General features: G+C 71.9%; 17 protein-coding genes. 9 read left to right on the forward strand and 8 right to left on the reverse strand.

Going from position 1 to position 23,934, the window contains the following annotated elements; genetic code table 11:
- Nucleotides 1-13: 13 nt before the first annotated feature.
- From MCM47_RS15830 to MCM47_RS15850, 5 genes are all read right to left on the reverse strand, one after another.
- Nucleotides 14-1,555 (reverse strand): Clp protease N-terminal domain-containing protein, encoded by a 1,542-nt coding sequence (locus MCM47_RS15830; RefSeq protein ID WP_238862256.1) that lies wholly within the window; start codon nucleotides 1,553-1,555, stop codon nucleotides 14-16.
- Nucleotides 1,548-2,879, reverse strand: a complete 1,332-nt coding sequence (locus MCM47_RS15835; protein ID WP_238862257.1) for a tetratricopeptide repeat protein — start codon at nucleotides 2,877-2,879, stop codon at nucleotides 1,548-1,550. Before MCM47_RS15835 ends, MCM47_RS15830 begins: the two co-directional genes overlap by 8 nt.
- 1 nt (nucleotide 2,880) lies before the next feature.
- Nucleotides 2,881-3,243, reverse strand: a complete 363-nt coding sequence (locus tag MCM47_RS15840; RefSeq protein WP_238862258.1) for a hypothetical protein — start codon at nucleotides 3,241-3,243, stop codon at nucleotides 2,881-2,883.
- A gap of 241 nt (nucleotides 3,244-3,484) precedes the next feature.
- Nucleotides 3,485-4,414 (reverse strand): diacylglycerol kinase, encoded by a 930-nt coding sequence (locus tag MCM47_RS15845; protein WP_238862259.1) that lies wholly within the window; start codon nucleotides 4,412-4,414, stop codon nucleotides 3,485-3,487.
- Nucleotides 4,411-6,033, reverse strand: a complete 1,623-nt coding sequence (locus tag MCM47_RS15850; protein ID WP_238862260.1) for an FAD-binding oxidoreductase — start codon at nucleotides 6,031-6,033, stop codon at nucleotides 4,411-4,413. The genes MCM47_RS15845 and MCM47_RS15850 overlap by 4 nt, the downstream gene beginning before the upstream one ends.
- A 20-nt stretch (nucleotides 6,034-6,053) precedes the next feature.
- Here MCM47_RS15850 and MCM47_RS15855 point away from each other — a divergent pair, with 20 nt between their 5' ends.
- The gene (locus MCM47_RS15855; protein ID WP_238862261.1) at nucleotides 6,054-6,704 is read left to right on the forward strand and encodes a TetR/AcrR family transcriptional regulator; all 651 of its coding nucleotides are present in this window, start codon (nucleotides 6,054-6,056) and stop codon (nucleotides 6,702-6,704) included.
- 186 nt (nucleotides 6,705-6,890) lie between these two features.
- Entirely contained in the window at nucleotides 6,891-8,441 is a 1,551-nt protein-coding gene (locus MCM47_RS15860; protein WP_238862262.1) for a glycerol-3-phosphate dehydrogenase/oxidase, read from the forward strand.
- A gap of 200 nt (nucleotides 8,442-8,641) precedes the next feature.
- On the opposite strand, the gene MCM47_RS15865 is transcribed toward MCM47_RS15860, so the two are convergent.
- Nucleotides 8,642-8,935, reverse strand: a complete 294-nt coding sequence (locus MCM47_RS15865) for a hypothetical protein (protein WP_238862263.1) — start codon at nucleotides 8,933-8,935, stop codon at nucleotides 8,642-8,644.
- Between the two features lie 353 nt (nucleotides 8,936-9,288).
- On the opposite strand from MCM47_RS15865, the gene MCM47_RS15870 reads away from it, so the two are divergent.
- The 5 genes from MCM47_RS15870 (at nucleotide 9,289) to MCM47_RS15890 (ending at nucleotide 19,664) form a co-directional block, all read left to right on the forward strand.
- The gene (locus MCM47_RS15870) at nucleotides 9,289-17,835 is read left to right on the forward strand and encodes a DNRLRE domain-containing protein (protein WP_238862264.1); all 8,547 of its coding nucleotides are present in this window, start codon (nucleotides 9,289-9,291) and stop codon (nucleotides 17,833-17,835) included.
- A gap of 47 nt (nucleotides 17,836-17,882) precedes the next feature.
- Nucleotides 17,883-18,164: a hypothetical protein gene (locus MCM47_RS15875; protein WP_238862265.1), complete on the forward strand. Its 282-nt coding sequence runs from the start codon at nucleotides 17,883-17,885 to the stop codon at nucleotides 18,162-18,164.
- Between the two features lie 169 nt (nucleotides 18,165-18,333).
- The gene (locus MCM47_RS15880; protein ID WP_238862266.1) at nucleotides 18,334-18,849 is read left to right on the forward strand and encodes a hypothetical protein; all 516 of its coding nucleotides are present in this window, start codon (nucleotides 18,334-18,336) and stop codon (nucleotides 18,847-18,849) included.
- A gap of 154 nt (nucleotides 18,850-19,003) precedes the next feature.
- Nucleotides 19,004-19,318, forward strand: coding sequence for a hypothetical protein (locus MCM47_RS15885; protein ID WP_238862267.1), 315 nt, complete (start codon nucleotides 19,004-19,006; stop codon nucleotides 19,316-19,318).
- A gap of 34 nt (nucleotides 19,319-19,352) precedes the next feature.
- Nucleotides 19,353-19,664 carry a hypothetical protein gene (locus tag MCM47_RS15890; RefSeq protein ID WP_238862268.1) on the forward strand — a complete coding sequence of 104 codons (312 nt, stop codon included), beginning with the start codon at nucleotides 19,353-19,355 and terminating at the stop codon, nucleotides 19,662-19,664.
- 203 nt (nucleotides 19,665-19,867) lie between these two features.
- On the opposite strand, the gene MCM47_RS15895 is transcribed toward MCM47_RS15890, so the two are convergent.
- Nucleotides 19,868-20,629: an SDR family oxidoreductase gene (locus tag MCM47_RS15895; RefSeq protein WP_238862269.1), complete on the reverse strand. Its 762-nt coding sequence runs from the start codon at nucleotides 20,627-20,629 to the stop codon at nucleotides 19,868-19,870.
- Nucleotides 20,630-20,701: 72 nt separating this feature from the next.
- On the opposite strand from MCM47_RS15895, the gene MCM47_RS15900 reads away from it, so the two are divergent.
- Together MCM47_RS15900 and MCM47_RS15905 are read left to right on the forward strand one after the other, a co-directional pair.
- On the forward strand, nucleotides 20,702-21,619 hold the full coding sequence (locus MCM47_RS15900) for a LysR family transcriptional regulator (protein WP_238862270.1): 918 nt from the start codon (nucleotides 20,702-20,704) through the stop codon (nucleotides 21,617-21,619).
- Nucleotides 21,620-21,777: 158 nt separating this feature from the next.
- Nucleotides 21,778-22,353, forward strand: a complete 576-nt coding sequence (locus MCM47_RS15905; protein WP_238862271.1) for a TerD family protein — start codon at nucleotides 21,778-21,780, stop codon at nucleotides 22,351-22,353.
- 16 nt (nucleotides 22,354-22,369) lie between these two features.
- Here the strand turns inward: MCM47_RS15905 and MCM47_RS15910 are convergent, their stop codons facing one another.
- A complete protein-coding gene (locus MCM47_RS15910) occupies nucleotides 22,370-23,665 on the reverse strand; it encodes an FAD-dependent monooxygenase (protein ID WP_238862272.1) in 1,296 nt (431 codons plus the stop codon).
- Between the last annotated feature and the right edge of the window lie 269 nt (nucleotides 23,666-23,934).

Here is a 23,934-nt window from a genome sequence, read left to right on the forward strand (position 1 = left end):
CCGCCACCTGGGCTCAGCTCATCGCCCAGACCGACGGGTCGTGCGGGGTGGGCGGCGCGAGCCGGGGCCGCTCGACGGCCGGCGCACTCGGGGTACGGGCTGCCAGGGCGTCCGCGAGGTCGGAGACGGTGACCCGTCCGGCCCCGGCCCCGGCCCCGGCGTCGGCCCCGGCGTCGTGCTCCGTGGCCTGTTGACGCTGCGGGTCCGTCGAGGACGACTCGTCGACGAGTAGCGCGCCATAGAAGTCGGCCAGCGCCTGATCCTGCTGCCGGAGGGCGGCCGTGCGGGCCTCGCGGAGTTCGGTGAGCCTGCGCGACCGCTGCAGGCCGGCCGGATCGGCAGACCGCAGGCGGGCCAGCGCGCCGGCCTCGTCGAGCAGGGCGATCGCCGATCCGGGCAGCGCCTGGTCGGGCAGCAGTTCCCGGGCGAGGAGTGCGGCCTGTGCCGGCACCTCGTCCGGGATCGGCACGCCGTGATGCTCCGCCAGCCGCGGGGCGGCCTGCCGGAGGATCTCCATCACCTCCTCCATCGCCGGCTCGTCCACCGTGAGCACCTGGACCAGGCGGTCGAGGCCGGCGTCCGGGTCCCGCTGCCGGTACTCCGCAGTGGTGCAGGCCGCGATGACCCGCACGCCGGGGCGGCCGAGGACAGGCCGGAGGAACGCCAGGGCCGGCGCCCGTCCGTCCTGGGTCTGCAGGACGGTGAACGCGTTGTCGAGGAAGAGGGCGAGCCGGTCGTCACGCTGGACCTCGTCGAGGATGCCGGTCATCAGCTCGCCGAACCGGCCGTCGTGCCGCGGGTCGGTGAACAGCGCGCCGAGGTCGAGCACGCGGACGGTCAGGCCGGCGAGGTCGCCCGGCACGTGGCCCGCGGCGATGGCCCGGGCCAGCCCCAGGGCCACGCTCGACTTCCCGACCCCCGGCGGGCCGACCAGCAGCGGGACGTTCTGCTCCCGGCGGGAGAGGACCTGCACGATCCGCCGGACCTCGTGCTGCCGGCCGATCACGGGGGCGGCGCCGGGGTCCGAGGCGTCCCGACCGAGGTCGCGGGAGAGCTGTTCCAGGAGGGAGCGTTCCGGGGCCGGGGCCGGGGCCGGAGCCGGAGCCGGGGCCGGGGGCGCGTCGGGCGCGGTGACCTGCATGACCCGGGCACGCACGGTGTCGAGATCCGTGCCCAGCCCGACCAGCGTCCGGGCCGCTTCTCCCTCGCCCTGCCGGACGATGGCGAGCAGGAGGTGTTCGGGTTCGATCAGGGCGTGGCCGAGCTGCCGGCGCTCCTGGTCGCTCAGTTCCAGGACCTTCTTGGCCCGTGGCGTGAAGGGGATGTGGCCGGTCGGCGTGTCCCGGCCCCTGCCGATGTAGTTCTCCACGGCCCTTCGGGCGGCGTCGGCGGAGACCCCGAGGCTGTCCAGGGCCCGGGCCGCGACGCTCTCGCCGGTGCGGAGCAGACCCAGCAGGAGGTGCTCCGTCCCGAGGTAGTGGTGGTCGAGTCCCCGGGCCTCCTCGTCGGCCAGGCTGAGGGTGCGCCGCGCGGAGTCCGAATAGCGCTCAATCACCGTCCCCGCCTCCCCCGAGAGCCTCCAGGTCCGCCCTGGTCCGGCGGGTGTGCGGATGGTCGGCGCCGAGCACCCGGTCCCGCTCCGCCGTCAACTGCCGCAGCAACGCCACCGCCTCCTCCACCGCGCCCGGCAGCCCGCAGTGCGCGAGGTTGCGGGCCAGCACGTGCCGGCTGGACAACGTGTCCTCGTGCTCGGCGCCGAGGACGCGGCTGCGGTCCGCGAGCAGCACGCGCAGCAGGGCGATCGCCTCCTCCCGCCGGCCGGCCTCGCCGAGGCCGACGGCGAGGTACTGGCGGCTGCGCAGGGTGTCCTCGTGGTCGGCGCCGAGCAGCCGGGTCTGCTCGGCCAGAACCGGTCCCAGCGCCTGCGCCGCACCGGCCGGATCGCCGGCGCCGCCGAGGCAGAGCGCGTGGGTCTGCCGGGTGCGCAGGGTGTCCTCGTGGCCGGCGCCGAGCAGCCGGGTCTGCTCGGCGAGCACGCGCTCCAGCTCCTCCACCGCGCCCCGCCAGTCGCCGGCCCCCCGGCCCCGCCGCTCCGCCGCTGCCCGGCGCCGGCGCAGCTCGGGGGCGGCCGTCGCCGTGAAGGCGCGGTTGCCGCCGAGGGCGATGAGGCTGGCCGTCCGGGTGCCCCGGTTGAGGGGGACCGGCAGGCCCTCGGCGGTCATCGTCCTGGTGAGCCGGTGGTAGAGGTCGTCCACGGTGAGGAGTTCGGGGCCGCCCACGACACCCTCCCGCAGCAGCCGGATCAGCCGTCCGGAGAACGCGGTGTGCGGCTCCCCGGGGATGGACAGGGCCACCTGGTCACGCTGCGCCGAGGTGAGGACGTAGGTGCCCGCCACCTCCAGGCGGTCGATCCGGTCGCCGGCGGCGCCCGCCATCGAGTCGGTCACGGCGCGGCCGGAGAAGCAGCAGTCCAGCACGATGAGTTTGGCGGCCGCGGGGCTGTCGAGGACGGCGCTGCGCAGCTTGTCGTACTCCAGCGAGTTGAACTCCGGGGCCGCGAACTCGCTGTCCGTCAGGGCGAGGTAGAGGTCGTGGCGACGGCCGCCGACCAGGCCGTGCCCGGCGAAGTAGACCAGCAGCAGGTCCTCGGCCTCCTGCGCGGCGGTGCGCAGGCGGCGGCCGACCGTGCGCAGGTCGCCGTCGTCCAGCAGGACCGTGCAGTGCTTCTCGGCCACCAGTCCGTGCGTGGCGTCGGTGAACAGGGCGGCGAGGTCGGTGATGGTCCGCGGCACCGTGTCGAGGTCCGGGAGCTGCGGATCGGTGTACGTTCCCGCGCCGATCAGGACGATCCGGGACCGCTCGGGATCCGGCAGGCGCATCTCACCCCTGCCCGGTCTCGTCGCGGTCGAGCACCTGGCGCAGCACGGTCTCCAGCTCGGCCGCGCCCACCCGCTTCGCGTCGATCTCGACCGACTCGCCGCCCGGTCGCCGGATCCGGAGCCGGACGTCGCTGCGCCGGGGCTGGGCGAACCAGGTGCGCAGCGAGGCGGCCAGCACCGAGACGGCGCCCCCGGCCCCGAGGGCGACCGTCAGGGTGTCCAGGACGGAGCCGAGTTCGCCGCGTGCGGGTGGCCGCCCGGTGAGGCCGACGCCCGCGAGTCCGGGTTCGCCGCGCAGCCAGTCCGCGAGCGATTCGGCCTCGGCGGCGGTCTCGTCGCCGGCCACCACGATCTGCACGTCCACGGAGCTCCCCCAGGTGCGGTCCGGAACCCGACCCGGCCCCGGGCCGGAAGGGGCCCGGGAGCGGACGGAGTCGAGGCCCGTCAGCATACTGTCGCCGGGGGAGGACCGTCGTGCCGTCGGCGGAATCCGCGGGGGAGCGCGCGCCGGTGCCGGCGGGCGACGGTTGAACCGCAGGTCGGCGCCTCACCGGCGGTGGCACCGGGGCGGCTGCTACCTGGCCAAGGTGCTACCGGGCCGGGTGCTACCGAGCGGGTGGACCGGCCGGGGTGAGCAGGTGCAGCGCGCCCGGCACGGCCGCCACGTCCACGGGCAGGGCCGCCATGAACTCGCCGTCCGCGTAGGCCGTGATGCCCGGCGACTCGATCCGCAGCGACGCGGTGCGGTGGGTGGTGACCTCCTGGTGCTCGACGTGCGTGCCCTTGAAGATGGTGGGGAAGAAGCGGGCGATCCGCCGCCGCGGCATGGCGTCGACCAGGGTGACGTCGAGCAGGCCGTCCGCCGGGTCGGCGGTGGGGCAGATCAGCATGCCGCCGCCGTAGCTGCCGGTGTTGCCGACCGCGGCGAGCGTGAGGTCGCGCTCGACGACCGTGCCGTCGGCGAGGGTGATCCGGAACGGCAGCGGCCGGAGGTTGGCGAACTCGACCAGGATGGCGAGGTTGTAGCGCATCCGGCCGCGCGGCCAGCGCAGCCGGTTGGTGCGGTCGCTCACCAGGGAGTCGAAGCCGCTGGCGAGCACCGAGCCGAACCAGTGCGCCGTGCCGTCGGGGCCGGTGACCCGCCCGAGGTCCACCGTCCGGGTGTGCCCGGCGGCGATCACCTCGGCCGCCGCCTCCGGCTCGTCGCGCGGCAGGCCGTACGCGCGGGCGTGGTCGTTGCCGGTGCCGGCCGGGACGACGCCGAGCGGCAGGTCGGTGCCGGCCGCAGCCTGGATGCCCAGGTTGATCATGCCGTCGCCGCCGACGACGACCAGCGCGTCGCACCCGCCCCGCGTCACCGCGGTGCGGGCGAGGTCCAGCGACTCCTCGGCCGAGCCGCCCGCCCGGGCGTCGACCTCGACGCCCAGGGCGCGCAGCCTGGCCTCGGCGCGGCGGGCCGCCGGCTCGGAGTGGCCGGCGGCCGCAGCCGGATTGGTGAGGAGAACGACGCGGGCGATGGTTCTCCGGCCGCTCACGGGATCAGCTTGCCCGGGTTGAGGATGCCCGCCGGGTCCAGCTCGGCCTTGACCGCGCGCAGGATCCGCACGCCCACCTCGCCCACCTCGTCGGTCATCCACGGCCGGTGGTCGGCGCCGACGGCGTGGTGGTGGGTGATGGTGCCGCCCTGGGCCGCGATCGCGTCGCACGCGGCGCGCTTGGCGCCGGCCCACCGGGTCAGCGGGTCCGGTCCGAGCGCGGCGACCACGGTGAAGTAGAGCGAGGCGCCGGTCGGGTAGACGTGCGAGATGTGGCAGAGGACGAGCGCGCCGGGCAGGGCCTCGGTCAGCGCCGCCGTGACGGCGAGCCGCAGGTCGGGGAGCCGGCGCCAGTCGGTGGCCGTCTCCAGCGTCTCGCACAGCGCGCCGGCGGTGAGCAGCGAGTCGCGCAGGTACGGCGCGTTGAACCGGCCGTGCTCCCACGCCCGGGCCGGTGCCTCGCCGAGCGAGGTGCCGCCGGCGGCCAGCAGCGCCGCCCTGGTCAGTTCGTGGCGGGTGGCGACCTGCTCGGGGGTGCCCTCGAACACGGTGACCGCGAGGCAGCCGGTGACGGCCGGCTCGCCGCCGATCTTCTCCGTCATGGCCAGGTTGACCATGGTCTCGGCCTCGTCGGAGAGCCGGATGACGGTCGGCCCGGTGCCCTGCTGCTCCACGGCGCGCAGGGCGGCGGTGCCGGTCGCGAAGTCCGGGAAGGACCAGGCCTCGTAGGCCTTCGTGGCGGGGACGGGGTGGATCCGCACGCGCACCGCGGTGATGATCCCCAGCGTGCCCTCGGAGCCGAGGAACAGCTCGCGCAGGTCGGGGCCGGCGGCGGAGGCGGGGGCGCGGCCGAGGTCCAGCACGCCCACCGGGGTGACGACGCGCAGGCCGCGCACCATCTCGTCGAACCGCCCGTACCCGGCGGAGTCCTGGCCGGAGGAGCGGGTGGCCGCGAAGCCGCCGATGGTGGCGAAGCGGAAGCTCTGCGGGTAGTGGCCGAGTTCGAAGCCGCGCTCGGCCAGCAGGGCCTCCGCCGCCGGGCCGGTGAGGCCGGCGCCCAGGACGGCCTCGCCGGAGGTCTCGTCCAGGTCGAGCAGGGCGTCGAAGCGGCGCAGGTCGAGCGAGACGACGGCGGCGAGCCCACCGCGTTCGGGGTCGAGGCCGCCGACGACGCTGGTGCCGCCGCCGAACGGCACGACGGCGATCCGGCGCTCGGCGCAGAGGGCGAGCAGGGCGGCGATCTCGTCCTCGCTGCCGGGCAGCACGACGGCGTCCGGGGCGTCCTGCGGCTCGCGGCTGCGGCGGCGCAGCAGGTCGGGCGTGGACTTGCCGCCGGCCCGGGGGAGGCGGTCGGCGTCGGCGGCGCTGACGTGCGCCTCGCCGACCACGGCGGCCAGGGCCTTGAGGTCCTCGGCGGTCAGCCGCGAGGGGTGCAGCAGGACCTCGTCGGCGCTCGGTCCGGGCGCCGCGTCACCGGTGACGCCGAGGGCGGCGGCCAGCAGCGCCTTGACGTCGGCGGACAGCTCCTTGGCGAGGGCCGGGTCGCCCCAGGCGTCCCACTTCATCGGGGGGAGCGGCAGCGCGGCGCCGGCCGGTCCTGCTTGCGTCTCGGGTTCCATGCGTTACAGTTTCACACATCATGTCAAGTAGTAACGACGCTCCCGACGCTCACGGCGACCGCGAGGGCCAGCCGCAGCCGCAGCCGCACTTGCAGCCGCAGCCGCCGCAGCCCCGCAGCACCGACGACGCGATCCTCGACGCCGCCGCCGAGCTGATCGTCCACCTCGGCGTGCGGCGGACCCAGCTGTCCGAGATCGCCCGCCGGGCCGGGGTCAGCCGCCCGACCGTCTACCGGCGCTGGCCCGACGTCCGGGCGGTGATCGGGGCCCTGCTGACCCGCGAGATCGGCGCCACCCAGGCCACCGTCCGGCTGGCCGGCGAGGACCGGGCCGCCTTCGTCGACGGCGTGGTCGAGGTGGCCGTCCGGCTGCGCGACCACCCGGTGCTCGGCGCGCTGCTGCGCTCGGCCGACTCCGACACGCTCTTCGAGTACGTGGTGGAGCGGCTCGGCACCAGCCAGCGCGGGCTGCTGGAGGCGCTGCGGGCCGGCATCGAGCAGGGGCAGGCCCACGGCTCGATCAGGGAGGGCGAGCCGGTCGAGCTCGCCGCGATGGTGCTGCTGATCGCCCAGTCCACCGTCCAGTCCCACCGCATGGTCGCCGCCCTGCTGCCGGAGGCGGCCTGGCGGCGCGAACTGACCCGCGCCCTGGACGGCTACCTCGCGCCCTGACCGCCGGGGTCCCCGGAGCCCTGATGGGCCCGCCTCCGGCGCGGGCCTGACGACCGGAACGGGCCCCCCACCCGCCACCACCGCATCCGCCACGTAGCCGTCGCATCCGCCACCGCATCCCGTCGTATCCGCCACCGCATCCGTCGTACCCCACCGCATCCGCCGAACGAACGGACACCTCGCGCCATGACGACCACCGCCGGGCCCTACGCCGGAACCACCCGACTCGACGCCCGACGGAGGGTGTTGGAACTGGACGCCCTCGCCGACGCGCCCGCCGTCGACCTGCTGGTGATCGGCGGCGGCGTCACCGGGGCCGGAGCCGCCCTGGACGCGGCCGCCCGCGGGCTGCGCACCGTCCTGGTCGAGGCGCGCGACCTCGCGTTCGGGACGAGCCGCTGGAGCTCCAAGCTGGTCCACGGCGGCCTGCGCTACCTCGCCTCCGGCCGGGTCGGGGTGGCCCGGGAGAGCGCCGTCGAGCGCGGCGTGCTGATGACCCGTACCGCCCCGCACCTGGTCCGCCCGATGCCCCAACTGGTGCCGCTGATCAACGGCTTGATGCGGCCCGGGCAGGCCTCGCTGGTCCGGGTCGGCTTCGTCGCCGGCGACGCCCTGCGGCTGAGCGCCGGGACGCCCGGCGCGCTGCTGCCGCGGGTGCGCCGGGTCGACGCCGGGCGCGCCCGCCAGTTGGTGCCCGGCGTGCGCACCGACGGACTGTCCGGCGGCCTGGTCGCCCACGACGGCCAACTGGTCGACGACGCAAGGCTCGTGGTGGCCCTCGCCCGGACGGCCGCGCAGTACGGCGCCACGGTGCTCACCCGGGTGCGGGCGGAGCAGGTCACCGGCACCTCGGCCCGGCTGATCGACGGCCTCACCGGGCAGTCGCTCACCCTCACCGCCCGCGCGGTGGTCAACGCCAGCGGCGTCTGGGCGGGCGAGGTGGACCCGTCGATCCGGCTGCGGCCCAGCCGCGGCACCCACCTGGTGGTCGACGCGGCGGCCCTCGGCCACCCGACCGCCGCCCTCACCGTCCCGGTGCCCGGATCCACCAGCCGCTTCGTCTTCGCCCTGCCCCAGCAGCTCGGCCGGGTGGCGATCGGCCTCACCGACGAGGACGCGCCCGGCCCGATCCCGGACGAGCCGCAGCCGACCGACGGCGAGATCACCTTCCTCCTCGACACCGTCAACGCGGCCCTGCGGACGATGCTGACCAGGGCGGACGTGCGCGGCGCCTACGCCGGCCTGCGGCCGCTGATCGACACCGGTGACGGCGCCACGGCCGACCTCTCCCGCCAGCACGCCGTGCTGGAGTCCCCGGAGGGTGTGATCACCGTGGTCGGCGGCAAGCTGACCACCTACCGGCGGATGGCCCAGGACGCGGTGGACGCCGCCGTCCGGCTGCGCGGACTGTCCGCCCGCGCCTGCTGGACGTCCCGGCTGCCCCTGGTCGGGGCGCCCGCCCACCGCGACAGCCGGCCCGCCCCGGCCGCCGCCCCGGACTCCCTGCTCGCCCGCCACGGCGGCGCGGCCCACGAGGTCCTCGCGGCGGGCGACCTGGCGCCGATCGCCGACGGCCTGGACGTGACCCGCGCCGAGGTCGCCTACGCGATGTCCCACGAGGGGGCCCTGGACGCCGACGACGTGCTGCACCGGCGGACCCGCATAGGCCTGGTGGCCGAGGACGCCGACCGGGCGCGCTCGGCCGTCGCAGAACTCCTGTCGACTACCGGCCGGTAGTTTTCCAGGGGGATTCTCGGGCTGCGGCAGCCTCTGCATGCGAATGACCGTCAGGCCGTTCTGATAAATAGTCAACTTCCGCCGTGATTGCGCATTCTGGGTGAGTGATCGTGCCTCCTGGAATCACGGAACGTCGTTCGGGCGAAGTGGTGCGTCTGCGTCCTGCGCCGGCTCGGCCGGGCTTGAGGGGCTCAGAGGGCTCAATGGCCCGTCCGCTCCGGCATCGGGTGGGTGGTGTCGTCCAGCACCAGCACGCAGGCGAGCGGGTGCTCCGGGACTCCGGTCCGCTCCAGCCGGACGGACAGCGGCACCGGTGACTCGCCGGTCGGCTGAGCCGAGAGCGGGAGCGGGTAGACGCCGCGCCCATGGACGCGATGGAAGGCGAGCTCCTTGCCGTCCACCAGCAGTTCCGTCTCGGTGATCCAGCCGGAGCGGACGTTCACCGTGACCGAGTGGGTGCCCCGGTCGAGGTGGAAGCTGTGCCGCTGGCGCATGGGGGCCTCCCGGAAGTCGCCGCGCGGAGGGCGGGGACCGGAGCGGGCGCGGCGTTCCGCCGCCGTCCCGTCAGTCTACGGCGGAGCCCGAGGAATTGCTCTGATTGCAGGCCAAGCGCAGCAATCACAACAAGACGGTCAATCGCGACAAACAGTGCGAGTTGCAGCGCGCCGGTGATCCGTTACGGAATTGTCATCCCGATTGGTAAATGGGTGTCGGCTGAGAATGAGAGATTGTCATTCGGCTTTGAATATGCCATGAGAAGCCTTGGTAATCTCTTGAGAGAGTCTTGATGTCACGACGCTCCTTGGCCTCGTCCGGTTACTCCGGCGGGGCCTTTTCTTCGCGCTGGATGCGCCGAATATCGGCGGTTCTGACGCTCGGTCTGCTCGTACAGGCCGGTGTCGCGCTCGACGCCATGACGGCACCGGTGGCCCAAGCGGCACCGAATCCGCAGACGCCGCCCGCCAGCCCATCGACCGAGGCGCCCGACGAGGCCTCCGCACTGCTCGCGGCCCGCCTCCAGGGCCACCGGATCGAGGTCACCAACGCCCGGACCGAGTTCACCACCTTGTGGGCGAACGCGGACGGGACGCTGACCTCGGACCGCTCCACCGGCCCGATCCGGATGAAGGTCGGCGAGGCGTGGGTGCCGGTCGACACCACCCTGGTGCAGACGCCGGACGGCAAGGTGGCCCCGAAGGCCCACCCCGAGGGCCTGGTCTTCGAGGGCGGCGACGCCGGCGTGACGGTCGGCGACAGCCTGCCGTCCGCCTCGGCGTCCCCGTCCGCCACGCCGACTCCGTCCGCCATGACCAGCCCGTCTGCGCTGCCGTCCGCCGCGCCCAGCGCCAGCGCCTCGACGTCTGCTGTGCCGAACGCGAGCACCTCGGCCACCCCGAGCGCCATTGCCGGAGCGGCCCCTACACCCGCGGCAGCGTCCGCGGCGCCGACTGCGGCGCCGAGCGCCTCGGCGAGTCCTTCGCCGTCGGTGGCCGCCACGGCCGACGCCACCGAGCGCGCCTCCCGGGCGGGTGCCCGCGCCGCCGCACCGGCCGCCGACCCGCAGCCGGCCCAGCCGCAGGCTCCTGTCGAGCGCGAGCTGGTGAAGATCGGCTCCGGTGACCAGCAGGTCCGCTTCGGCTGGCTCGGCAAGCTGCCGAAGCCGAAGCTGGAGGGCAACAAGGCCACCTACGTCGACGCCCGCCCCGGCGTGGACCTGGTCCTGCAGGCCACCCGCACCGGCTTCGAGCAGTTCCTGATCGTCAAGAACCGCTCGGCGGTGTCCCAGGCCGGCACCCTGACGATTCCGCTGGACACCACGGGCATGTCGGTGGCGCCGCAGCAGGACGGCTCCATCCAGTTGCTGGACAAGGCGTCCGGCAAGCTCGCGGTGAAGATCCCGGCTCCGGTGATGTGGGACGCCGTGGTCGACCCGGCCTCGCAGGAGCACCTCAACAGGGGTCCGGTGACCATGGAGGTGCGGGGCCAGGGCGCTGACACCGAGCTGGTCTTCACCCCGGACGCGGCATTCCTCGCCGCGCCGAAGACGCAGTACCCGGTCACGGTCGACCCGATCGTCAACGTCGACCCCACGTACGACACGTACGTGCAGACGAACGAGAACTTCGACGCCTCCGCATCCGAGGACCTGAAGCTGGGCAGCTACGACGGCAGCGTCGTGGCCCGTTCGTTCCTGACCTTCCCGGGCGCGGACTTCAACGGCAAGCAGATCCTCGGCGCGACGCTGAACCTGTACAACTACCACTCCTCGTCCTGCGTCCCGAAGCAGTGGGAGGTCTGGGAGGCCGGCGGAGCTGCCTGGTGGACGCGCTGGAACAACCAGCCGTCCTGGGGCACCAAGTACGCCACCTCGAACGACACCTGGGATGCCGACGGCGGAGCCGACTCCCACGAGTGCTCCGGCTCCGACGGCACCGCCTGGGCCCGTGCCAACGTCACCGACCTGGTCAAGTACTGGGCCGGCTTCGGCTACCACGACTACGGCATCGGCCTGAAGGCTGCGGACGAGTCCAGCAACCTGTCGTGGAAGCGGTTCAGCTCGGCCGAGGGCGGAGCCCCGCCGTACCTGTCGATCACGTACAACACCATCCCGGCGACCCCGGCGACGGTGGAGGTGCAGCCTTCCCAGCAGGGGAACCCGCGCTACACCTCCGACCCCAACCCGCGCTTTCAGGTGCAGGCCGCCGATGTCGACGGTGACTCGCTGAAGATCACCCTGGACCTGTGGCGAGGTGGGACCTTCGTCGGCCGGATCGTCAAGGACACCCCGAACGGCGCGATCGCGACCGTCCGCCCCTCCGACTACGGCATCGCCAGGCTCGACGAGGGAGTCCAGTACTCGATCTGGGCGATGCTCGACGACAGCAAGGGCCAGTCGGGCTGGGTCGGCACCTACGTGGTCGCCGACACCGTCAAGCCGGGTGCGCCGTTCGTCAGCTCGGCCGACTATCCGGCCGACGGCCTCTGGCACGGCACGGCCAACCAGCCGGGTTCGTTCACCTTCTCGCCCGCCGCAGGCACCGACGACACCACGGCCTACGTCTACACCCTCGACGGTGGAACGCCGGTGACGGTCGCGGCCACCGGGGCTCTGACCACGTCGATCACGCCGACCACCGAGGGCCGGCGCGTGCTCAGCGTGCAGTCCAAGGACCGCGCGGGCAACCTGTCCCCGCCGGCCACGCACACCTTCCAGGTGGGCCAGGCGGGCATGAGCTCGCCGGTCAACGGCACCCAGGCCGCGAAGCGCGTCAAGCTCTCCGTCGACGCGCAGTCCCAGTTCAAGCGGGTGGTCTACCAGTACCGCCGCGGGCCGGGCGCGACCGAGTACAACGTGCCGCGCACCAACCTCACCAAGGCCGACAACACCCCGGTCGCCGAGGACAAGCCGCGGCTGACCGACCTCGGCACCCACGCCAACTGGAACGTGCTCGACACCCTCGGCAACATCGGCGGTGTCGTCCAGGTCCGGGCCCTGCTCTTCCCCGAGGACGGCTCCGGCAACGGCTACGCCACGGTGTGGAACACCATGACGGTGGACCGCAACGCCGACGGCGCGGCGGGCACCTCCGTCGGTCCCGGCTCGGTCAACCTGCTGACCGGTGACTACTCCACCGATGTGACGGACGCCAACGAGTTCGGCATGTCGGTGGCCCGCACCACCTCCTCGCGCGACCTCGGCCGCGGCTGGCAGCCGCAGGGCGAACGCCTGACGGTCAACCAGCGCCAGATCGGCACCGACCTGACCGGCTTCACCGCCGGCGAGGCCACCCTCTCGCGCTCGACCGCGCGCGGTCACGACAGCTCCACCGACTCGCTGCTGGTAGTTCCCGGCGGCTCCGGTACCTGGGACTCCTTCGCCGCGCTCGGCCCGGAGTACACCATGGGCAACGGCATGAAGCCCGGGCGCACCTACCGGCTGACCGGCTGGATCTACGTTCCCGGCGCCACCGGTCTCGACAACCCGCTGGCCAACCGCGGGCTGCGCCTGGTCGGCGTCTACCGGACCGGTGCCGGTTACGGCGAGACGGCCTCCCCGAAGGCCGCGTTCACCGATGGCTGGCAGCAGCTGACGCTGGACATGGTCGTCCCTACGGACGCCACCGAGGCGTGGTTCCGCCTCTACAACGGCAACCCGGGCGGAAGCGGCAAGGAGGTCTACTTCGACGACCTGTCGCTGAAGGAGATCGTCGCCCCGTTCGGTCCGCAGTGGGCCGGCGGCCCGGACGCCGGTACCGGCTCCGACTACCGCTCGCTCTCGTTCCCCCAGTCCGACCTGGTCGAGATCAAGGGCAACGACGACACCTCGCTGACCTTCGCCAAGGGCACCGACGGCACCTTCTTCCCCGAGCCGGGCGCCGAGTCGCTCTCCCTCAAGGCCGTGTCCGCCAAGTCCGGCGCCATCGTGCTGCCGGCCACGGGTCAGTGTCTGGAGGTGCCGAACGGCGCGGCCGGCAACGGTGCCAGGCTGCAGCCTGCGGCGTGCACGGGCGCGGCGAACCAGCAGTGGACCCGTGGGGACGATCTCACCCTGCGCCTGCTCGGCTACTGCCTCGACAACCCCTGGGGCCAGACGGGCAACGCCACGCCGCTCACTCTGTGGGGCTGCAACGGCGGCGACAACCAGCAGTGGGAGGTCCGCACCGACGGCACGGTGATGAACCGTCACTCGGGCAAGTGCCTCGACGCCGACCAGGGTGCCTCGATCTGGGTCTGCTGGGCCGGAGCGTGGCAGATCTGGGACGTCCAGACCGCCGGCACCACGTACGAGCTGAGCGAGCTGGACGGCTCCAAGACCGTCTTCGCCCGCCAGGCTGGTTCGAGCATCTACCAGGTGGTGAGCGAGACGGGGCCGGAGGCCGCGTCGACCACCCGCTACCAGTACGACACGACCGACGGCCGCTCGCTGGTCAAGCGCGTCATCCCGGCGGTCGAGCCGGGCGTCGACGACGTCAACGGTTGCACGGTCGATCCGCTGCCGCGCGGCTGCGAGGTCTCGGAGTACGACTACGCCAAGGCGACCACCGCCACGGCCGCGACCCCGGGTGACTACCTCGACCGGATCCGCTCGGTGAAGGTCTGGTCGTGGAACCCGGCGACCTCCAAGCAGGAGGCCGTCGAGGTCGCGCACTACGCGTACGACGACAAGGGCCGGCTGGCGCAGGTCTGGGACCCGCGCCTGGCGCAGCCGCTGAAGACCACGTACAGCTACGACGCGGACGGCCGGGTCACCGGCATCGCCGCCGCCGGCGAGCTGCCGTGGAGCTTCGACTACGGCAAGGCGGCTGCGGACCAGGATCCGGGCCGGCTGTTGAAGGTCCGCCGGAGCACCCTGGTGCCCGGCAGCAAGAACCAGGTCAACGGCGAGATCGCGACCTCGGTGGTCTACGAGGTGCCGCTGACCCGCGGCGCCGGCGGTCCGTACGACCTGGCCGGCGCGGACGTGGCCAAGTGGGCGCAGACCGATGCGCCGACCGATGCCACCGCCGTGTTCGGGCCGGAGGACGACCCGGGTGCCAACACCGCTTCGGCGGTCAAGCCCGGTCCGGACGGCTACAAGCCGGCCACCGTCCACTACCTGAACGCCTCCGGCAACGAGGTCAACACCGCGACCCCGTCGGTCACCCCCGGCGGAGACATCGACACCACCGAGTACGACCGCTACGGCCACGCCGTCCGCACCCTGGAGGCGACGAACCGTTCTATCGCGCTGGGGACCCACCCGGACGCGGACAAGTTCGCGGCCGAGCTGAACCTGCCCTCGGACTCCGCGTCCCGGGCGCGTCTGCTCGACTCGCGGACGACGTACTCGGCCGACGGCCTGGACGTCCTGGAGACCCTGGCCCCGGCCTACCGGGCCACCCTCGCCGAGGAGGTCGCCGGGCAGTCCGCGCCGGTCACGGTGACGTCGGAGGCCGAGAAGCTCCCGCAGCTGGGCACCAACACCCGGGTGCAGGTCGACAACAACTGCTGTGGTCTGACCTGGTCGGGCGGCGCTCACCTGAGCATCCGCGGTACTCAAGCGGGCGCGTTCGACAGTGTGCGCGTCAGCGTGCCGGAGGAGGGTGACTACCTCCTCAGCGGTCAGCTGACCAAGTTCAACGACCACGGTGTCATCCAGTGGGCGATCGACGGGCAGAACGTCGGCCAGCCGATCGACACCTACGCTGCGACCGGCGCTGTGGCGCCGTACGCGACGGGCCAGGCCGTCCACCTGACCCGCGGTGACCACGAGCTCAAGCTCACCGTCACCGGCACCAACGCCAACACGGTCGGCGAGCGGTTCCACACCGGCGTCGACACGGTCACTCTGACCAAGACGACGCTCAACCCGACCCTGCCGGCGGGCACGTCGGTGGTGGCGCGGGACCACAACACCAACACCTACGACGAGGGGAAGCCGGACGGCCAGGCCTACCACCTGGTCACCACCGCGACCGACGGCGCTCGCATCGAGGGCTACGCCGACGACGTGGAGAAGCGGGTCACCAAGACCGGCTACGGCACGCCGATCGGCGGCACCTCCGGGTGGACGCTGAAGACGGCGACGTCGGTCACCACCGACGCTGCCACCGGCGGCGCCAACCTGACGTCGTACGTGAAGTACGACGCGTCGGGCCGCGCGCTGGAGTCCCGCAAGCCGGGCTCGAACGGCGCGGACGCGGGCACGGTCAAGTCGGTGTTCTACACCGCCGGTGCCAACGCCGATGACGCGGCGTGCGCCAACCGTCCGGAGTGGGCGGGCCTGCCGTGTGTGACCATGCCGGGCGGCGCGGTGACCGGGGCGGACGCGTCGCGGATGCCGACCACCCTGCCGGTCAAGCGGGTCACCCGCTACTCGCCGTTCGGCGAGGCGGAGGAGACCACCGAGTCCAACGCGGGCAAGAGCCGGAAGACCGTCACCACCTTTGACGGTGCGGACCGGATCACCTCCACCGAGATCACCTCGGACGAGGGCCAGGCGCTGCCGAAGGTCACCACCGAGTACGACCCGGCCACGGGTGACATCGTCAAGACGAACGCGGGCGGCAAGTCGCTGGTGCGCGTGCTCGACGTCCTGGGCCGGCTGATCTCCTACACGGACGCCGACGGCGGTACCACCACCACGGAGTTCGACAAGTACGGCAAGCCGGTGAAGGTGAGCGACCCGACCGGGTCCACCACCTACGCCTACGACCGGGTCAAGGAGCCGCGCGGGCTGGTCACCTCGGTGACCGACAGCGTGGCGGGCGAGTTTACCGCCAAGTACGGTCCGGACGGCCAGCTGGTCGAGCAGACCTACCCCGGTGGCATCGTCCGCAAGGACACCACCAATGCGGTGGGCGAGGCGACCAGCCGCACCTACACCCGCACGTCCGACAACAAGGTGATCTGGGCCCAGACCACCGACATCTCCACCCAGGGCCAGGTCGCCAAGGACACCAGCTCCACCGCTACCCGCTCCTACCGGTACGACCGGCTCGGCCGGCTGGTGAAGGCCGAGCAGTCCACGGTCGCCACCGGCTGCGTCACCCGGCAGTACGCGTTCGACGCGCACTCCAACCGCCTGTCCAAGCAGACCTCCCCGCACGGGGCGGCCGGCGAGTGCAGCACCGGTGGGGCCACGGCGGAGAACCACACATACGACAGCGCCGACCGGCTCACCGACAACGGCTTCACCTACGACGCCTTCGGGCGGACGGTGAAGACCGCGACCGGTGCCACGAACACCTACTGGGCGAACGACCGCGTCGCCGCGCAGGAGAAGGGGGACACCAAGCAGGAGTGGGCCGTCGACGCGGCGCACCGCCTGACCGCGTTCACCACCAGCAAGAAGCAGGCCGACGGCTCCTGGGCCAACGCCACGTCGAAGCTGAACCACTACGGTGACGACTCCGACGAGGTCCGCTGGACCATCGAGGACACCACCCAGGGCACGCTGACCCGCAACGTCTCGGGCCCGGACGCGGACCTGGCCGCCACCACCAGCAAGACCGGTGACGTCCAGCTCCAGCTGACCAACCTGTTCGGCTCGGTGGTCATCACCACCGACACCGCGCTGACCAAGCCGGTGGTGCTGGACTTCGACGAGTTCGGCATCCCGCAGGACGGCCAGGCGAACGTCCGCTACGGCTGGCTCGGCGGCAAGCAGCGCTCCGCCGAGGCCCAGGACGGCGACATCCTCATGGGTGCCCGCCTCTACAGCCCGGCCCTGGGCCGCTTCCTGCAGATCGACCCGATGCCGGGCGGCAACGCCAGCCCGTACGACTACTGCACCGGCGACCCGGTCAACTGCACCGACCTCGACGGCAACTGGGGCATGCCCAAGTGGCTGAAGAAGACGGTCCAGGTCGTCGCGGTCGTCGCCGAAGTCGCGTCCATGATCCCCGGCCCCATCGGCGCGGTGGCAGCGGCGGTCTCGTCGGTGTCCTACGCGGCCACGGGCAACTGGGCCAAGGCCGCCGAAATGGCGATCACGGCCGTCGCCCAGACAGTCGGCGCCGGCCCCGTAGTCAAGGTCGCGGCGACGGTGGCAAAGACCACTCGTGCAGCTGCTCGCTCGGGCGGCAGGATCGCATCAGCGGCAAGAGCGGTATTCCGAAAGTCCGGCTGTAACTCCTTTAGCCCCGATACACCCGTGCTGATGGCAGATGGGACCTATCTGCCGATCAGTTCACTTCAAGTCGGCGACTATGTGGATGCCATAGACCCAGAGACGGGCGAGTCGACTGCAAAGCCCGTTCTGGCGGTAATCACCGGCTTCGGCAGCAAGCATCTCATTCAGATTGACAATGATGCGGACCCTGCCAATGGGTACCTGGAGGTCACCGCCGAGCATCCGGTTTGGATCGCCGATCGTGGCTGGACTAAGGCCGAGGAGGTGCGGCCGGGCGACAGCATGGTGGGTTCCGATGGGAACGCTCACGTCGTCTACGCTGTTCAGGATCGCGGCTGGGTTGCCGACCAGTTTGTCGTCAACCTCGCGGTCGGAGACCTTCACACCTTTGTGGTGGCGCTCGGTGACATCGATGCGCTGGTCCACAACGAGTCTTACCCGGAGTGCAAGCTTCCGGTGCGAATGCGGAACGGGGATGGCATCTTCATGCCGGGTCCCTTTGCAAAGAAGGCAATCAAGGCTCCAAGTAGCGCCCAGCGGTTCAGAAAGGATGTCCGCACCGCCGTCAATGGCATAGGTAACAGGTTTGGTTGCCACCGGTGTGGTGCGGCGTCTGCGGGGACCAAGACCGGAAACTGGATTCCTGATCACTGGCCGGCCAATGCGGTTCTTAAGAAGCAAGGGCTTCTGAACAGTCGTCACCAGTTGCTCCTGCCGCACTGCCTGGCATGTTCCAACATCCAGAGGAACGCCATGAGCGCTCATGCAAGGCGTAGATGATATAATCCATTGCAGGATTGTTTCATGACCTAATCGCAAGGGGTCAAGTGTCTATTCAGGTGTCCGCTTCCGGCCCGCTCGACGGTGATGTTTTGTCACAGAAGATCTGCGACTTTCTTGGCGTCTTCAACTCGATTCCTCAGTTCATTGCTTCAGATGACTGGGAGATCGAGATTGCCGAAGGGGAGGACCCTTCGGAGGATTGGCTGGTGGAGTGCTTTCCTTCGGATGGCCTTGATTCCATCGAAGTTTCTAGGGTGGTCGCGGCAGTCGAACGATTTGTCGCGGAGTCCGGAGGTCGCAACATCTCAACGCAGTACGATGTGTAGGGCCGACTGACTAGATAGAGGCTGCCCGCAGGAGGCCCCCGCCCACCAGGGCGGGGGCTTCACTGCATCTGCGGAATGAGAAGGTCGCGGTGTGGAAAGCGCTGCGGGGGCGTCCCGATGGGCGGCGCCCTAGGCCCGAGTGTGCCAGCGTGGCCGTACTCTCACCGCGGTGTCTAGTAACGTCAGTGCCGCGGCTGGATCGGTGGATTTTCGAGCCTACGGGTCTGTCATTTACGAAGGAATCGGCATGCCTGTCATGTATCGCTCAGAGATTCTGGAGCGCATTGACGAGGTGATGGGTCTCAGCGTCTGGCGTGGAGGCGCCAACGTCCACGAAGTGGCCATCGAGAACCCTGAGTACTTCCCCCGGCTGGTGGACGGGTTCCGTGACGCTGATCCGGTGCGGATCGCCGCGGCGTTGAGTCGGGCGATGGACGAATGGGCGGCGGACGCCCAGTCGGACGGAACCGGTCGGCCGGGTGTCGTCTATGCCTGGTTCGACGGGCAGGCCGGTCAGCTCAGGATGTCCTTCGTCTCGGGAGACAAGGGGGCGATCCCGTTCAGGATCCGTCTTCGGTTCGTCTCTCGGATCGAGGAGATCGTTGCGGAATACGTGGCCGGGGAGGATCCGGTGGGCGCCGCCGAGTTGAACGTCTTTGCCCGGGAGGTGCCGGGAACGGCATGACGCGCGAGGGCGAGCGGTCCTGCTTCGGAGTTACTCATCTGGAGCAGGGCCGCTTGCCCGTTCTGGTGGGCGATAGGATCGTCGGGCGGGCTTGGGGCGAGACCGCTGGCAGGTTTCGGACCCGTCGGAATTCACGTGATCTTCGGAAGCTGGTATGAGGTTCCTGTTTAGTCGCCACGTCAGGCTGGAAGTGGAGAGCCTTGGCGAGGTCGAACCGGGGCGGAAGGTCTACGTCTCCACTTCGGTCTCACAGGGGAGTGAAGTGGTCAGTGTCTGCAGGGATCGCGACGGCTCGTGGCAGTTCTTCTCCGAGGAGGACAAGTCCGGCCCGGAGGGCCCCGTGCTGATCCACTTCGAGCACGTGCCCGGCCAGCCCGACCTTGCTGCGGCGGTTCCTGGTCTCAGGAAAGGCAATTGGGCACTTCGCGACAGCGATGATGGTTCCTGGGCCGTGGTGAGGGGCGACTGACGTTGCTCCTGCACCTGATGGGCGAGGGTGTGAAATGATCGAATTCTTGGACTCTGATATCGGAATCCCGGAAGGTCTTGGCCCCTTCTATCTACCGGAAGATGGCGACGTCGCGTACGTGTCCGAGGGCGTGTTCGGTGGGGCGCAGGTGGAATCGGTCTTCCTGGATGACGAGGGCGACATTCAGGCGTTCAGTGGAGAGGGAGAGGGACCCGAGCCCAGGCTGGTCCATTACTCGCACATCGCTCAAGCGAATCCCCACCTGGCCGGACTCCCGAGGATGCCTCTGGAGCATTGGGCGGTATGGGATGCAGGGAAGAACCTGTGGCGGGTCATGCCGGCATAGCGGGGTCCAGTCACGGCCGAGGCTTGGTCGATTACCCCATCGGCGCTTCGGCAACGGTGATGCGGGCCGAGCCGGGGGCGATCCCAGAGCTCTCCGGGATCGCCCCCGTCACCTTCGGCGACGTCGACGGCTGGTGTCATCAAGGGGGTGCCGACTGCAAATCCCCTGATCAGGCCGTCTGCTGACCGACCACTTGAGGCCTATCACACCAGGCGCCCACCCCCGTCCACGTGGAGGACCGTGCCGGTGACGAAGGGGCTGGTCATGGCGAAGTGGGTGGCGTGGACGAGGTCGGCGGGGGTGCCGATGCGGCGGGCCGGGTTGCGGTCGGCGACGGAGCGGAGGAACGGGTCCTTGTCGGCGCCGAGGCGGTCCCAGGCGCCGCTGTCGACGATGCCGGGGGAGACGGCGTTCACGCGGACCGGGGCGATCTCGACGGCGAGTGCCTGGACGAGGAACGCCAGGGCGCCGTTGGTGGTCGCCATCACGGTGCGGGCCGGGGCCGGGCGCCAGGCGGCCACGCCGGAGAAGAAGGTGAACGACGCGCCCTCGGGGGTGTCGGTCGCGGCCTGGGCGGCGAGGTGCTTGGCGAGCAGCAGCGGGCCGTAGACCTTGGCGGCGAACGCGCGGTGGACGTCGGCGAGGTCGAGCTCGGCGAGCGGGCCGTTGGCGGGCATGGCGGCCGTGGAGACCAGGTGGTGGAAGCGGCCGGTGGCCGTGGCGAGGGCGGCGATCGACGTCTCGTCGGCGAGGTCCACCGGTACCACCTCGGCCTTGCCGGACAGCTCGCCGGCCGTCCACTCCAGCTTGCGCGGGTCGGGGCCGGCCAGGACGAGTTCGGCGCCGGCCTCGGACGCGGCGCGGGCGAGGGCGCGGCCGGTGTTAGACCCGGCGCCGACGACGACGACACGGCGACCGTCGAGGGGGAGGGCGGAGGACTGGGGCGTGGGGAGTGCAGTGGTCATGGGCTCAACCCTGCGTCGACCAGCCGTGATGCGTCCAAGGCTTGTTTTCACCCCTAGCCATAAACTGGCTGCATGACCACGCTCCGACAGCTCGAGTACCTGGTGGCCGTCGTCGACACCGGCTCGTTCACCCGCGCCGCCGAGCTGCTGCACGTCACCCAGCCGGCGCTCTCGCACCAGGTCCGCGCGCTGGAGAAGGCCGTCGGCGGCACGCTGCTGGAGCGCCTGCCGCGGGCCGTGCGGCTGACGCCGATGGGGCGCGCCGTGCTCCCGCACGCCCGAGCGGCGCTCGCCGATGCCGAACGGCTGCGGGCCGCCGCCCGCCTGACGGCCGGGCTGGACGGCGGTGAGCTGGAGCTGGCCACGGTGTACTCGGTCGGGCTCGGCATCCTTCCGCCGGTCCTGCGGGCGTGGCGGCGGGACCATCCGGGGGTGCGGATCCGGTTGCGCGAGTTCGCGCACAACGACGAGCTGCGCGCGGCGATGGCGGCCGGTCAGGCCGACGTCGCGGTCGGGACGACGCCGCCGGACTGGGAGGGGCCGATCAGGGAGCTCGGGGTCGAGGAGTTCGTGCTCGCGCTTCCCGCGGGGGAGGGGCACGGGAACGACCGTCGGTTCGTCCCGCTGGCCGACCTCGCGGACCGCGACTGGGTGCACTACGCGCCCGGCAACGGCCTCGCCGACCTGGTGGACAGGGCCTGTGCGGAGGCGGGGTTCCGCCCGCGCGCCGCCGTGCGGACCGAGCAGACGGCTGCCGCGCCGCTGCTCGCGGCCGCCGGGCTGGGGCCGGCGCTGGTGCCGGCCAACATCGTGCCGGTGGGGTTCGACGGGGTGGTCCGGCGCCCCGAGCCACCCGTGCGGCGCCCGCTGGTGGCGTACACCCGCACCCGGCCGGACCCGCTGACGGCGGCCTTCGTCGAGCTGTTGGCCCGGCAAGCGTGTCTGCTGCCGCCGCACGTCGCGGAGTTGATCGCGGCGGGTGCGGCGTGAGTAACCGGCGCGACCTGAGCGCCGGCGTGCAGTGAGTGAGGCCGTGAGTGCCCGGCGCACGATGAGTCGGGTGCGCCCCGGGAACCGGATCGGGCGGATTCTCGTGATCTCTACAGTGCTGTAGATTCTCCGCCAGGAGAGCGACAGAGGAGGGCATCGTGGGAGTTTCGCTGGCCAAGGGTGGGAACGTCTCGCTGACCAAGGAGGCGCCGGGGCTGACCGCCGTCATCGTCGGGCTCGGTTGGGACGTGCGCACCACCACGGGTGCCGACTACGACCTCGACGCGAGCGCGCTGCTCTGCACCGCGCTCGGCAAGGTGGTGTCGGACCAGCACTTCGTCTTCTTCAACAACCTGCGCAGCCCCGAGGGTTCGGTCGAGCACAGCGGCGACAACCTGACGGGTGGCGGCGACGGCGACGACGAGCAGATCAAGGTCGACCTCGCCGCCGTGCCGACCGAGGTGGCCAAGGTGGTCTTCCCGGTGTCGATCTACGACGCCGACGCCCGGCTGCAGAACTTCGGCCAGGTCCGCAACGCCTTCATCCGGGTCGTCAACCAGGCCAACGGCCAGGAGATCGCCCGGTACGACCTCACCGAGGACGCCTCGACCGAGACCGCGATGGTCTTCGGCGAGCTCTACCGCAACGGCGCCGAGTGGAAGTTCCGCGCCATCGGCCAGGGTTACGCCTCCGGCCTGCGCGGCATCGCCACCGACTACGGCGTGAACGTCTGAGGTTCGGGGCGGCGGCTCACGGGGCCTGACGTCCGGTCGGCGGCTGCGCGAGTGCGTGGCCGCCGAACACGCCTCCGCCGCCGAGCTGCCGGTGCCACCAGTCGACCATGGCGGGCCCGTCCATCACCGCCCAGTCCGGCGCCTCGGTGACCTGCGCCCGCCCGAGCCGCCGGCCCAGCTCGACCGTCTCGCGCCCGACCGGCCCGCGGTCGCGCTCGTACGCGCAGAGCAGTTCCGTCCACGAGTCGGCGGACCGCCAGGCCTCCTCGAAGGCCCAGGCGTCCTGCAGCGCCTTGACCACGCCGCTGGTGTTGTGCGGGCGGACCACGCTGGCCGCGTCCCCGGCCAGCAGCAGCCGGCCGGCGGTGCGGCGTGGGACGTCCAGGTCGTAGACCGGTTGGATGAAGGTCCGTTCGCGCGGGGTGAGGGCGACCACGGCGGCCCAGTAGGGCGGCAGGTGCCGCTCCGCCAGGGCGGCCAGCTCTGCGAACCGCGCGCCGCTGAGGGTGCCGGCCGGCACGCTGGTCGGGCCGTCCAGCGGCAGCCAGGCGGGGGTGGGGGCGTAGAAGACCCAGTTGACCTGGGTGGAGCCGGGCTCCAGGCCCGGAATGCGGTAGAGCACCACCTGGCCGCCGGGATAGCAGACGGTGATGATCTCGTCCGCCGGCCAGGGCGCGGCGCCGTCGGGCAGGTCGTCCAGTAACCGGGCGTCGAAGCTGCCGCGCCAGCAGACGTAGCCGGCGTACGCGGGCCGGGCCGCCGGGTCGGCGGCCTTCGGGCAGAGCGCCTCGCGCACCAGGGAGCGGTAGCCGTCCGCGCCGACCACCAGGTCGTACGCCTCCCGCCCGCCGGCCGCCGTCTCCACCCGGGCGGGTTCGCCGCCGTCCTCCACCGCCGTGGCGTCGACGGCGGTGACCGCCTCGCCGAGCCGGAACTCCGCGGCGTCCGGGGCGCGTTCGCGCAGGGCCTGCCAGAGCACGCCCCAGTGGTAGGAGCGGAAGCCGAGGTCCTGGACCCAGAGCACCCGCCCGCGCGGGTCGGTGGTGCCGGCTCCGTCGGCGGGAGCCGCCTCGCGGGTGAGCCAGCGACGCAGGACGAGGCGGTGGTGGCGGATGCCGTCGTCCAGGTGGCCGGCCCGGACCAGCTCCTCGTACCGGGGGTCCAGGACGCAGAGCCCGACGCCGCGGTCCTCCAGCCGGCCGGGGCTGCGCTCCAGCACCACGACCTGCTCCGCACCTCCCCGGACGGCCGCCCGCGCGAACGCGCACCCGGCGATGCTGCCGCCGACCACGGCTATGGATCCACCTCGCACGGGCTGCCCCTTCCGCGACGCCTGCGGGGCCGCTCTGCCCCGCTGCCACCTCCGACCCTAACGAACTGTGAGGGACCGACTCCAGGGTGTCGACAAGATTCGGCCACGAAGCGGTCCGGTTCTGGCGGGCGGGTACCCCCTTGTGCAACTGGTTGCATAGGGGTCGGCGCGTCCCCTACCGTTGGGTAACCACGCCCACCACCACCGCCCACTGCCCGGCGCGCGGCCCGCGCCCGCGCCGCCGGACCCCCGGACCGCCCACGTTCAGC

The sequence above is a fragment of the Kitasatospora sp. A2-31 genome (genome assembly GCF_022288725.1).
In the GTDB taxonomy this organism is placed as follows: domain Bacteria; phylum Actinomycetota; class Actinomycetes; order Streptomycetales; family Streptomycetaceae; genus Kitasatospora.

Excerpts from the sequence above, each read along its gene's own strand:
- MCM47_RS15835 (WP_238862257.1), bottom strand. The coding sequence starts at position 2,879 with ATGCGCCTGCCGGATCCCGAGCGGTCCCGGATCGTCCTGATCGGCGCG.
- MCM47_RS15850 (WP_238862260.1), bottom strand. The coding sequence starts at position 6,033 with ATGGAACCCGAGACGCAAGCAGGACCGGCCGGCGCCGCGCTGCCGCTC.
- MCM47_RS15855 (WP_238862261.1), top strand. The coding sequence starts at position 6,054 with ATGTCAAGTAGTAACGACGCTCCCGACGCTCACGGCGACCGCGAGGGC.
- MCM47_RS15860 (WP_238862262.1), top strand. The coding sequence starts at position 6,891 with ATGACGACCACCGCCGGGCCCTACGCCGGAACCACCCGACTCGACGCC.
- MCM47_RS15865 (WP_238862263.1), bottom strand. The coding sequence starts at position 8,935 with ATGCGCCAGCGGCACAGCTTCCACCTCGACCGGGGCACCCACTCGGTC.
- MCM47_RS15870 (WP_238862264.1), top strand. The coding sequence starts at position 9,289 with ATGCGCCGAATATCGGCGGTTCTGACGCTCGGTCTGCTCGTACAGGCC.
- MCM47_RS15885 (WP_238862267.1), top strand. The coding sequence starts at position 19,004 with ATGAGGTTCCTGTTTAGTCGCCACGTCAGGCTGGAAGTGGAGAGCCTT.
- MCM47_RS15890 (WP_238862268.1), top strand. The coding sequence starts at position 19,353 with ATGATCGAATTCTTGGACTCTGATATCGGAATCCCGGAAGGTCTTGGC.
- MCM47_RS15895 (WP_238862269.1), bottom strand. The coding sequence starts at position 20,629 with ATGACCACTGCACTCCCCACGCCCCAGTCCTCCGCCCTCCCCCTCGAC.
- MCM47_RS15900 (WP_238862270.1), top strand. The coding sequence starts at position 20,702 with ATGACCACGCTCCGACAGCTCGAGTACCTGGTGGCCGTCGTCGACACC.